The sequence below is a fragment of the Vampirovibrio sp. genome (assembly GCF_041737375.1).
Lineage (GTDB): Bacteria > Cyanobacteriota > Vampirovibrionia > Vampirovibrionales > Vampirovibrionaceae > Vampirovibrio.
Window position 1 is genome coordinate 1 of the sequence record NZ_JBGSRV010000005.1, and the last position, 11590, is coordinate 11590.

Annotated in this window: 12 protein-coding genes and 1 pseudogene; 3 read left to right on the forward strand and 10 right to left on the reverse strand. The window is 49.8% G+C overall.

What is annotated here, in order from left to right; genetic code table 11:
* The 8 genes and pseudogenes from ACEW81_RS02375 to ACEW81_RS02410 all read right to left on the reverse strand — a co-directional run.
* A pseudogene (locus tag ACEW81_RS02375) lies at window positions 1-335 on the reverse strand (hypothetical protein); the annotation flags it as partial.
* A 220-nt stretch (window positions 336-555) separates the two neighbouring features.
* Window positions 556-2115 (reverse strand): signal recognition particle protein, encoded by a 1560-nt coding sequence (gene ffh / locus ACEW81_RS02380; protein ID WP_373531365.1) that lies wholly within the window; start codon window positions 2113-2115, stop codon window positions 556-558.
* Window positions 2116-2240: 125 nt separating this feature from the next.
* The gene (locus ACEW81_RS02385) at window positions 2241-2525 is read right to left on the reverse strand and encodes a hypothetical protein (RefSeq protein ID WP_373531366.1); all 285 of its coding nucleotides are present in this window, start codon (window positions 2523-2525) and stop codon (window positions 2241-2243) included.
* 14 nt (window positions 2526-2539) lie between these two features.
* The gene (gene ftsY, locus ACEW81_RS02390; protein WP_373531367.1) at window positions 2540-3571 is read right to left on the reverse strand and encodes a signal recognition particle-docking protein FtsY; all 1032 of its coding nucleotides are present in this window, start codon (window positions 3569-3571) and stop codon (window positions 2540-2542) included.
* A gap of 22 nt (window positions 3572-3593) precedes the next feature.
* Window positions 3594-4319 carry a transcription antitermination factor NusB gene (gene nusB / locus ACEW81_RS02395; RefSeq protein ID WP_373531368.1) on the reverse strand — a complete coding sequence of 242 codons (726 nt, stop codon included), beginning with the start codon at window positions 4317-4319 and terminating at the stop codon, window positions 3594-3596.
* 249 nt (window positions 4320-4568) lie between these two features.
* Window positions 4569-5171 carry a D-glycero-alpha-D-manno-heptose-1,7-bisphosphate 7-phosphatase gene (locus tag ACEW81_RS02400; RefSeq protein WP_373531369.1) on the reverse strand — a complete coding sequence of 201 codons (603 nt, stop codon included), beginning with the start codon at window positions 5169-5171 and terminating at the stop codon, window positions 4569-4571.
* Window positions 5172-5202: 31 nt separating this feature from the next.
* Complete coding sequence (locus tag ACEW81_RS02405) at window positions 5203-5943, reverse strand: Crp/Fnr family transcriptional regulator (RefSeq protein ID WP_373531370.1); 741 nt, start codon at window positions 5941-5943, stop codon at window positions 5203-5205.
* A 170-nt stretch (window positions 5944-6113) separates the two neighbouring features.
* Window positions 6114-6392: an HU family DNA-binding protein gene (locus ACEW81_RS02410; RefSeq protein ID WP_303673849.1), complete on the reverse strand. Its 279-nt coding sequence runs from the start codon at window positions 6390-6392 to the stop codon at window positions 6114-6116.
* A 613-nt stretch (window positions 6393-7005) separates the two neighbouring features.
* On the opposite strand from ACEW81_RS02410, the gene nadA reads away from it, so the two are divergent.
* Entirely contained in the window at window positions 7006-8025 is a 1020-nt protein-coding gene (gene nadA / locus ACEW81_RS02415) for a quinolinate synthase NadA (protein ID WP_373531371.1), read from the forward strand.
* 111 nt (window positions 8026-8136) lie between these two features.
* On the opposite strand, the gene ACEW81_RS02420 is transcribed toward nadA, so the two are convergent.
* Together ACEW81_RS02420 and ACEW81_RS02425 are read right to left on the reverse strand one after the other, a co-directional pair.
* The gene (locus ACEW81_RS02420; protein ID WP_373531372.1) at window positions 8137-8598 is read right to left on the reverse strand and encodes a Spy/CpxP family protein refolding chaperone; all 462 of its coding nucleotides are present in this window, start codon (window positions 8596-8598) and stop codon (window positions 8137-8139) included.
* A gap of 259 nt (window positions 8599-8857) precedes the next feature.
* Window positions 8858-9580: a DUF2490 domain-containing protein gene (locus ACEW81_RS02425; RefSeq protein WP_373531373.1), complete on the reverse strand. Its 723-nt coding sequence runs from the start codon at window positions 9578-9580 to the stop codon at window positions 8858-8860.
* 222 nt (window positions 9581-9802) lie between these two features.
* Here ACEW81_RS02425 and folP point away from each other — a divergent pair, with 222 nt between their 5' ends.
* Window positions 9803-10666 carry a dihydropteroate synthase gene (folP, locus tag ACEW81_RS02430; RefSeq protein WP_373531374.1) on the forward strand — a complete coding sequence of 288 codons (864 nt, stop codon included), beginning with the start codon at window positions 9803-9805 and terminating at the stop codon, window positions 10664-10666.
* A 397-nt stretch (window positions 10667-11063) separates the two neighbouring features.
* Window positions 11064-11399: a hypothetical protein gene (locus ACEW81_RS02435; protein ID WP_373531375.1), complete on the forward strand. Its 336-nt coding sequence runs from the start codon at window positions 11064-11066 to the stop codon at window positions 11397-11399.
* The last annotated feature ends 191 nt before the right edge of the window (window positions 11400-11590 follow it).

The window sequence follows — 11590 nt, forward strand, 5'->3', positions numbered from 1 at the left end:
GTGGGGGTAGGAGTTGGCTTGGGAGTGGGGGTAGGAGTTGGCTTGGGAGTGGGGGTAGGGGTTGGCTTGGGGGCTGGATCGTAACCTTTGAGCATTTCACGTATTTGTTTTAGAAAATTCGACAAGTCCTGCTTGTAACCATCGACGATCGAGCTGGTGGGTGGGTTATAGCGATTATTATAGCTACTTTTAGCTGTGGTTCCGCCTTTGGTGCTTGCGGTACTGACTATTCCACCATCACCAAAACTCACACTGGCCTTGGCTCTCCCAGTACTGGCGCTAGAAGTAAAAGAGGGCATATTATACATGCCCATATTCCGGTTAATATTCACCATAACCAATGAACCTCTGATTTAGGGACACAAAAAGATATAACTAATATAAAAATCAGAAGTGCTTTATATTGCTAAAAAAATAATCACTGTAACTTTTTATTACAAAGTGAAGCCCCCCACTTCCGTCAAAATTCAGCCCTTAAAAAGGGCCCCATAAGGAGAATAAAGCCCAATCAACCGGGTGAAATTGGTCCTTGTGTGGCCCTGTGGTAAAAGTCTTCTATTTACCAAAAAATTCCGGGGGAATGCCGCCCTTGGGGAAACCGGGCGGTAACTTCATACCCTTGGGCACCTTGGGCATTTTCATATTGGACATATCCGGCATTCCGCCGCCACCGGGCATTCCGGGGAAACCACCCCCCATGCCTTGCATCATATCGGCCAGGGGATCTTTTTTCTTCTTCTTGATGCTGCGGGGCATTTTCAAACCACCCAAACCACTGGCGGCCCCCGCACCAGCAGCGTCCGGCTTCATGCCATCCGTAAAACGGGTCAATTGCTTCATCACCATTCGCATTTGCTCAAACTGCCGCAAAAAAGCTTCCAAAGCCTCATCGGGCATACCGCAGCCTTTGGCGATTCGCTGACGACGGCTTTCGGTAATCAATTCCGGCTTGCGACGCTCGGCCAGGGTCATGCTGGAGATCATGGCCTCCACCTTTTTCATCTGGCCCTCGCCGCTATGAGAGATCATTTCCCGCATATCTTTGGTGATACCGGGAATGGGCAGCATACTTAAAATCTGATCCATGGACCCCAGCATTTTCAAAGATTTCTGAATTTTCAGGAAATCTTCAAACGAAAAAGAGTCCTTCCGCATTTTTTCTTCCAGACGCTTGGCCTCGTCCATGTCAAAGGCTTCCTGGGCCCGCTCCACCAGACTGACCACATCGCCCATACCCAAAATGCGGGTGGCCATCCGGTCCGGGTGAAAGACCTCCAGCCCGGTTAATTTCTCACTGGTACCCATCAATTTAATGGGCTTACCAGTAATTTCCACCACCGAAAGTGCCGCTCCGCCTCTGGCATCCCCGTCCAGCTTGGTCACCACAATGCCGGTCACTTCCAGTTGGGCGTTAAAGGTTTCCGCCACAGAAACGGCTTCCTGGCCGGTCATGGCATCAATCACCAATAATTTCTCATGGGGCTGCAACACCCGTTCCACCAGCAATAGCTCGGCCATCATATCGGTATCTATTTGCAAACGGCCTGCGGTATCCACAATCACCGTTTCATACCCTTCGGCCTTGCCTTTTTCCACCCCACTTCGGGCAATCTCCAGCACATCCACCGAATTTTCAATGGTATGAGTGGGAATATCAATTTGCTTGCCCAGTGTAATCAACTGCTGAATGGCCGCCGGACGGTACACATCGGCTGCCACCATCAACACTTTGCGGCCTTCTTTGCGTAATTTAAGGGCCAACTTGCCACAGGTGGTGGTTTTGCCGGAACCTTGCAAGCCAAACAACACAATCACATTGGGATTGCCTTCCAGATTGACGCTCTGACTCTCGCCGCCCATCAAGGCCACCAGCTCATCATGGACAATCTTAACCAGTTGCTGACCGGGTTCCACGCTTTTAATGACGTTTTCGCCCACTGCCCGATCTTTCACCCGAGAAATAAAGGCCTTGATCACCCGCAGGCTAACATCGGCTTCCAGCAAAGCCCGTCGAACTTCCCGCAGGGCGTCCTCCATATTGTCTTCCGTCAGTTGACGCTCGCCCCTGAAGTTGGCGAAAACGTCCTGAAGTCGGTCTGAAAGCTGATCAAACATGGCAAAATTCCTAAAATTTGGGTGGCAGGATTATGATCTTACCTTAAAAAGTGGTTTTTCAAAGCCTGCCTGCCCGCCACAAACACGCTCAGCCTACCAAAGGGAACAAAAAAGTGGCCTCTTTGCTATTCAGCGGAGCGGGCCTCGCTCAGCACCGCAATTCGAAAACGCCCGAAACGACGGGATAACAACCCACGCATCAGCCAAATTTCAATGGCCAGAAAAAGCAGACCAAATCCAATTAAAAAAACAGCGTCCAGCGCTTCGTTTTTTCCGCCAAACACCCTGGAAGCGACCGTAAAGATGGCGCCCACCACAGCGTTAAACCCAAACAAGCGCCAGGTAAAAGCCCACCAAAAACGAAAGGCCAAAAACCAGTTCGCCGATACCTCAACCTCAGGATGATCCAAAGGGCTCCTCCCCCCTATCGCTCAAACAAGGCATCAATAAAGGTATCGGCCTGAAAGTCTTGCAAGTCCTCAATGCCTTCCCCAATGCCCACCATTTTCACCGGCAGCTTGTATTCACTGGCAATGGTTAAAATCACCCCGCCTTTGGCCGAGCCATCCAGCTTGGTGAGCACCACCCCGGATAAATCCACGGTTTCCTTGAAAATACTGGCCTGTTTTAAAGCGTTTTGCCCGGTAGTGGCATCCAGCACCAACAACGATTCCAGCACGGAGCCTTCCGGCATGCCCTGATCAATAACCTTGCGAATTTTCCGTAATTCTTCCATCAGGTTAAATTTGTTTTGCAAACGACCGGCGGTATCCAGCAACACCACATCAGCGCCGCTGTCTCGAGCCTGCTTAAGGGCTTCAAACATAACGGCGGCAGGATCTTTGGTACTGCCAGCCCCCACAAAGGTAGCTCCAGATCGGGTGGCCCAAACTTCTAGCTGCGCTTCAGCCGCAGCCCGAAAGGTATCTCCGGCCCCAATAACCACTTTTTTGCCATCCAGAATAAAGCGATTGGCCAACTTGCCAATAAACGTGGTTTTTCCAGCCCCGTTTACACCCACCACCAAATAAACATTCATCACCCCCGGTTCAAACCGAAGCTGATTGGCTTGCTCAAAAGGGGTCAGAATCGCCGAAAATTCCTGCCTTAAAAAGGCCATCATGCGGTCCGAGTTGCCCAATTCCTGCTTGCGCTGACGGATCTTATCACCAATGGCGGTTGCGGTGGTTAAACCCACATCGGCCCGAATCAGAATTTCCTCGATCTCATCAATGGTATCTTCATTGATTTCAGACTCTTTTAAAAGCCCAAAAATTTTGCCCACAATGGATTTGCCGGTCAGAGACACAGCCGCCTTGATTCCGGCCAGGGCGCTGGCAGCGACCACGCCTTCATCGGCAGCCGGTTCAACAGCAGAAGCAATGGAGTCATGCGGCGCCAGATCGTCGGGCTTGGCCGGGGTTTCAGTGGATTTTTTGCCGAACCACTTGAACATGCCTGTCCCTCTTTCCGTTTAGTTAGGTAATGGATTGCTCACGAGTGGTGGCTCGCAAGCTTTTTCCAGTTTCCTCAGATACTTTTTCAGCCAGAGCGCCTAACACCCCGTGAATCAAACGGAAGCTCTCTTCGCTGGAAAACTGCTTGGCCAACTCCACCGCTTCGTTAATAGAAACGCTCAAATCCACCTTTTCCACATACTTCATTTCAGCGGCAGCCAAGCGCAAAATATAAGCGTCCATCCGAATCAGCCGATCCATGCGCCACTCTGCCATGTACTGGTTCAGCAACTCATCCAGCTCGGCCCGATGTTCGGCCACCAGCTTCATCAGGTTAAAGGCGTACTCCTGGACATTCTCACTGCCCACCAGGCTAATCAGCTCAGGAATGCGAAGGGCCTCAAACAAATACTCAGCGCCTTGCAGGCATCTTTCAATTTTTTCCACCATCTCTCGGGTGGAAGGAATGGGAACCGCCCTGACGGGGGCATCCAAAGCAGATTCCAGATTGACCGGATGCTCCAGTTCATACGCCAGCAGATAGCGGCTGACTTCCGCCAATTCATCGGCGGCGCTTTGAATCTGAAATTCGGCCTCACCGGACAAAGCCCGTACAGATGACAACATTTGCTCCTGCAACAAGGATTTATTAGACAGGGCTTCAGGATTGATATGACCATCCCCCTGTTTATCCAGTTGGAACAGGGTGAGCAGGGCGAGTTCTCGGGCGGCGTGTCGGGCGTTCATAGTGTCATGAATCCTATCATAAAAAGAGCATTGCGAGGGTAACGTAACGAGCGGGGGACTGAGCAAAACGCATCAGCGATTATCAGACGATTATAAAAATGAAAAGCTTGAGTCAGGGTCTCTATTGTCTGATAAGCAGACGGAATGAACAAACGGTTAAAAGCAAGTGCATCCCGCACCTTAGCAAACAACCCGCCACCGGAAAAATTGCCTGCCGTCCCCAGAGGAAACAACCCGGCGGTTTGAAAATCAGGACATTCCGGCGTGAGAGGTTAGCGCCCCATCTTTTAAAATGGTGGCTACCGCCTGAGGCATATCATCAAACACGAAATCAGGCTGAATATCCAGACTTTGATATTGACCAGCCAAGACCTTTTGGCCGTAACCGGTTTTAAGTAAAACGCTTTTACAGCCAGCCGCCCGGCCAAAAGCCACATCGCTGGCTTTATCGCCCAATACATAGGAGCGGGCCAAATCAATATGGGGATAGGCTTGCTGGGCCTGTAGAATCATGCCGGTTTCTGGTTTTCGGCATTGGCAGGCCACCGCAAAGGGTTCAACAGTCCCTTTTGCCAGATGAGGACAATAAAACACGGCATCCAGATAAGCGTTGGCTTCCTGATGCAATAGCGATTTCAAGCGATCGTTCAAGGCGTGAATATGATCCAGATCGTAAAAGCCACGGGCCGCCCCGGTTTGATTGGTGGTTAAAATGGCCAAAATACCGGCGTCATTGAGCTGCCGCACAGCCTGAGCCACCCCTGGAATCAGCTCTAGATCGGCCACCTTTCGGATGTAGCCTTTTTCCACGTTCAAAGTGCCGTCCCGATCCAGGAAAAACGCGATGGTCATTTGATTTCACAGCCTAAAATAAACGTTAACATCACCCGTTCAATGCGTCTGGCCCTGTTTTAGCACCAGGAGGACTCAAATACTGCTCGGCGGCCTCTCTGAGTTTGGAGACATCCTTGATCACAATACGCTGATTTTGCCACTCCAGCGCGTCAAGCTGCTTGAGCTGCTCCATACTGGCCAGAAAAACATCGACGCCAGTATAGCAAAAAAGCGCCCATTCCTTCAGAGAAAGCGGGGGCAACAAAACAGAGCCTGCCTTTTGAAGGCTTTTGCCCTTGGTGGTCAGCAATAGCAAGGTGTGAGCCACCTTGTGCAGGTCATCGGGCATCTTGTCGGTAATCATGCGCTGATTCATCATGCGCAAACGCTGCCCCAGACACCGGGCCAGATTAAAAGCCAGCATGGGGCATTCATGCATCATCTTCAGAAAATCTTTTTTTTGAATGGCCACCACTTCAACCTCTGAAATGGCCAGAATATTGCCACTGCGAACTGAATCAGGCTCCAGCATGGACAACTCCCCAAAGAAATCACCGGCTCGAAACAGGGTAACATTCATGAGTTCCCCACGGGTGTTGTGCAAAACCAGTTTGGCCAAGCCTTGCAGCATCACGAAAAAAGTTTCGCCTAAATCCTGGCTGGAAACCATTTGAGCCCCGATTTCATAGCGAAAGGTATAGCCCATGGACATAAATTTACGCACCGTTGCGTCTTCCATGTTTTGAAACAATGGAAAATGCTGCCAATGAGACTCAGGATCTACCGTCATACTTACGCTTCCAATCCGTACATGTTGATATTATAGCTTCAATCGATATAAAACTGAGCCAATCCCCCCCAAACCCGGCATTCACCATGCAAGCAGCCAAACATACCGTCAAATAGGTAGAAGGCCCAGGGCGTTAACCCTGAGCCTTCTGAAAATTCAGTTCCCTACCACTACTTTTTAGCGACGAGTTCCTTGAATTTTTTACCGGCGGAGAAAGCGGGAACCGTCTTAGCGGCGATTTTCAGCTCTTTGCCGGTTTGTGGGTTACGGCCAGTGCGGGCAGCGCGTTTGCGGGGCTCGAACGTACCGAAACCTACCAAGGTGACTTTCTTGCCTTTGGCAACAGTCTTTTCGATAGTAGCGATGGTGTGGGTCAGAATCTCAGCAACCTGCTTCTGAGAAGTCTTGGTTTTTTTGGAGACTTCTTGTACTAATTCTTCTTTATTCATAGTTAGCAACTCCTTTCAGTTAGTGACTACGAAGATTATATCAGTACTTGCAGGATGTGCAATAGAAAGTTCCCCCGAATAGCGTAGTTTTTTACTTTTTGAATAGAGGGCAGCCTTATTGCCCCCCGAGCTTCAGAGTATCAAAACCATTGTCAAACCTTTTATTTGGGGATATCCCTTGTTTAAAACCCGAAGATTTTGCCACACCGGGATCGACCCGAATTTGAAAACAATTAAAGGCAGTAAAGGCAAGGTTTTTCAAGAATGCATACAAATTAAAAATTTAAATATAATAAAAACAAAAATAAATCAACCCACTTAAGAACACACCCTGTGCCAAAATTCAACACCCCTTCATGGCAAACTGCAAAACGAACGTTTTACAGGGTTCATCGTCTGGGATAAACTACAGGGGATAAAAATGGGTAAGCGTAAGTGTCCTGACGCTCGATTATTTTTTTAACCTTATATTTTAACCATATAAGGAAGGCGCTCAACTTCTTACCCAATGTTGAAGCACCATTCGCACATACCGCTCAAAACCTGAAATCAAGCTTACAGACCAGATTTCCCCACAATTTTTAGCAGCGTGATCAGTAAAGGTAAAATCCCCATGAGTACGGCTATCCCCTCCACCCCATCCCAGAGCGTATGCCCGCCCTCTCCGGCTGAGCGCAAACAGCAACTCATCCGGGATATCAAGACCCTCAAAAAAGAACGGAACGCCGTTATTTTGGCCCACCTTTACGAGCGGGTGGATGTACAGGATATGGCCGATTACCATGGGGATTCGCTGGGTTTAAGCCAGTTGGCGGCCTCTACCGATGCCGAGGTGATTGTATTTTGCGGGGTTCACTTTATGGCGGAAACCGCAAAATTGCTCAGCCCCTCTAAAACCGTCTATCTGGCCAACCCCAACGCGGGTTGCCCTATGGCGGACATGATTACCCGTGAGGAGTTAATCCAGTTCAAGGCCGAGCATCCCGGTTTGCCAGTGGTGGCTTATGTGAATACCGCCGCCGAAGTGAAAGCGGAAGCCGAGTACTGTTGCACCAGCGCCAACGCCGTGGAAGTGGTGGCCTTTGCAGCCAAAGAAAGCGGCAGCAACCAGATTTTATTTGTGCCGGATAAGCATCTGGGGGCGTATGTGCAGTCTCAGTTGCCCCAGGTGCAACTGATTTGCTGGGAAGGCTTTTGCCCCACCCACCTGCGCATGAACCCCGAGGATGTGGTTAAACTGAAAAAAGAATACCCGGAGGCTGAAATTCTGGTACACCCGGAATGCGATCAGCCCATGAAAGACATGGCCGACTTTATTGGTAGTACCACCGCCATTGTAAAGCGGGCCAAAGATAGCAAGGCCCGTACCTTCATCGTTTGCACCGAGGACGGGGTCAGCCAGCGTCTGTCTCAGGACTGCCCCGAAAAGCTGTTTATAACCCCCACCCGAGCCTCTGCGGTTTGCCCCAACATGAAGTTAACCCGGCTGGAAAACATTTATAAGTCCTTGTTGGGCCAAAATGAACCCATTACCATTGCGGAAGAAGTGGCTGGCAAAGCCCGCCAGTGCATTGATTCCATGATGAGAATCGCGGGCAGCAAAGGCGGCCCGGTGATGACCGGGAAAAATTAAACGCTCGTAAAAACACAACAACTTAAAGAGGCAAGCCCACTGGACTTGCCTCTTTTGAATCAAACACAAAGCGTTGGCTTTGAGGTAATCCGGTTTAATGCGGGTTAGCGTTTAATACTCGTCAGACTCTTTCATTTTTTTGGCCTTTTCTTCGTAAAAAGCAGCCGCTTTTTTCTGTTGCTCAGGGGTTAGATGAGACTTTTGAGTGTAGGCCTGCTCAATATACAAATTGCCAATTTGCGATTTGATTTCAATCAATTCAGCTTCTTGCTGAAGTGCTTGTGCTTTATCCGAACCAGGCGTCACCACATAAGCCATCAAGCTCTTTTTCTTGTCCCACATCTGTTTTTCCAGCGGATCAATCTTGGCCCGGTATTGAGTGTCCAAAGCCTGAATTTTCGCTTTCTGGTCATCTGTGGCATTGATTTCTTTAAAGAAATCCTCTTTCATCTTCTCTTTTTTTTCTGCTTTTTCTGCGGTGTGTGGACCGGTGTGATGATCCGCCAAAGCGGGCGCCAAGCCTCCCACCATTAAGGTTACGGCCAGTAAAAAAGCTGTAATTGGATGTTTCATCGTGAAATACGTGCTCCTCTTTCAATAACAATCATTTCATAAAACACAGCCGCTTCAAAAAGGGCATCATTGCCACCCATTTGCTGAAGGCAAACACGACCGTGTCTTATTTCACTATGGTGCCTAAAGCAAAAACGTTTTACCATTCATCCACAGTCTACAAAACAGAACCCCCCATAAAAAAATGGAATGAAGCAATCGGGCAGTCGCACGGCCCCCAAAAAAGCCGTTTCACCCTTTAGCAGAAACGCCTAAGCGCTTATTTCAACTCAAAATTAAGGGTTAGTATCAGCACATGGTTCATGCGGTTGGGAACGGGATCCTGAGTGTTGATGTATTGATTCAGGTAGCCTGCTTCGGCGTTGACCCCACCTTTCAGCTTGCGATGCAAGCCCACAAATAGACGGTTTTGATCAAATCCGGTGGCAGGCCCATTGGGAACCCCTTTTAAGGTGATAAAAAACTCATCATAGGCCACCAGAAACCATTGTTCTCGCTGATCCAGTGGATACATACCCCTGGCCATATGGCGCAGCCGAATGGAGGTTTCTCCCCCCGTATTTTCAATCCAGCGTTGCTCCAGACGAGATCGGTTGTTGACCAATAGGCGTTTCCACTTGCCATTGACGCTTAATTGCTGATAAATACGATGTTCATTCAGGTTTTGGGGTTCAAAAATGGGGGTCCACCCATAGCCTTGCCATACCGAAATTTTTTCAGTGAGCCGATACCCCAAAGCGGTTCGCAGAATGAGCTGTGAAAAATCCCCGCTGGTTCCCCGATCCTGCAAATTGCCCACTCGAGGCTGCGCTTCTGCGTACCACTGCACTTTTTTTCCGGGAGTCACCGGCAGGGTAATCGTCACCAAATCCCAATTCTGAAAATCATTGCGCAGATCCTCATTTGCAAAGGCAAGCTGGCAACAAGCCATGGCCGCCAATAGCAAAAGCATCCAAGCCGATTTTAAAAGTCCTAACCACATAGCGTTTTCACCCTATAGCGCATCACAAAGCAACGCTATCTTTATTATAGCGGTATGGCTCAGGCCTTGTCATGCTTCTGCCAAGCCGTGCGCTGAATTGAAATTTTGCTATTCTTTAAACACAAGAACATTATTAAATTCTAATATTTTAAAATTATGATTGAACATGCGGACCGGCTTCCAGTACAATGCCCCTAATGCCCACAGCTTTAGGCGAAATTCATGTCTTCTGTCCAAATAATGGCCATCCTGAACCTCACCCCCGATTCTTTTTCGGATGGCGGGCGATTAAGTTCGCAGGAAAGCCTGTTGCAAGCGGCAGAAACCGCCTTGAAGGCGGGGGCTGACATTCTGGATATGGGGGGAGAATCCACCCGCCCCGGTGCCAGGTGCGTACCAGAGCAGGAAGAGCTAAGCCGTGTGATTCCGGCCATTGAGGCGGTACGTCAAACATTTCCAAACGCCAGTATTAGCGTGGATACCCGCAAGGCCACCGTGGCTCAAGCCGCTTTACGTGCCGGGGCTACCATGGTGAACGATGTATCCGGCCTGCAATACGATCCCGCCATGGCCGAGGTGTGCGCCGGGGCAAATTGTCCGGTCATTCTTACCCATAGTCAGGGGACACCCGAAACCATGCAGCACAACCCCAGTTATCCCCAAGGGGTGATTACAGAGGTGGCCTCTTTTTTTGAGCGGCAAATACAGTACGCCCACAAGGCCGGTGTGCGTCAAGCGTCCATCATTCTGGATCCCGGTTTTGGGTTTGGAAAAACGCTGGCCCAAAATCTGGAATTGCTGAACCATCTGGATGCGTTAATGACACTGGGATGCCCTTTGATGGTCGGCACTTCCCGAAAAACATTTTTAACGCTAGGGGTAACCGATATTCCCCCTGAGGAGCGGGAAGCGTTAAGCGCCCTGAGCATGGCCTTTGCCATTGAACGGGGCGCCCGCTATGTGCGGGTTCACAACCCCAAACTTCAGGCCCCGGCGGTTCGGCTGATTGAAGCCACGCTGAAGGCAGGCCCTTCACGGCTTGATTGCAAAAGGAATGCGCTGATGGACACTTTGCTGAGCCAGTGATCGCTCTAATATGGCGCGTTCTGGAAGAGATGGCTCTAAAGAGTCGGCCACAGACCAGGAGCCATAGCGATCTTCCAGTTCGGCCCAACAGGCAGCTCCCATTAAAAAAAGCCCCCAGCCGCCCGAAATCAGCAACATCAAACCCAGACAATGAACGATGCCTCGCATTCCGAAAGCCCTCCCCCAGAATTGACCCTGCCTTGATTTTAGGCTTGTTGCTGTAAAAAACAATGCCCGGATCCGGCCATTTTAAAGGCGTCCGGTCCATAGCGCATCCAATCCATACACCGGCGGCCTGAACCCGTTAAAATCACCCCAATTTGATGAGCGAATTAAGCCACTTTCTCAATTGTGACCTTCCGATTATACTGGGGAGGTTCCCCCAAAAAAACCAATCATGCTTCTCATGCCTTCTCGCCGTTTTTATCATTTTGTAATAACCGCCAGCCTTGCTTTCCTAGCCAGCCAAGGGCTATTTAGTCTGGCCACCTTCGCCGATTGCAAAGCCAACTACAACCAGTCTGTGGAGCTGCTGAACGCCAATATCGGCAAAACCAGAGATAAGTTACACCCCACCGACCCGGACGCCTTTGAAACCAGCTTTCGGGATTCCGTCCAAAAGCTGCAAACTGAAAAATGCCTTCCAGAGCTGATGAGCCTCATTCAGCATATTCAGGGCGAGCAACAGAAATACCCACACCCCAAAACCAAGCCCGCCCCCATTACCGACTAAACACCAGTGGGCACAGGCCAGTTTTCAAAAAACCCCTCTAAAAAACGCATAAAAAAAGACCCGACCGAAGCCGGGTCTTTCCAAAAAGAGGATTGAGTGAGACCGGATGCCGTTCCAGTCCAGTCCTCTTGCCTTTAGTGAATGAGTAACTATCGGAGCAACTGCAAGGCCAGCTGCGGAGCCTGATTGGC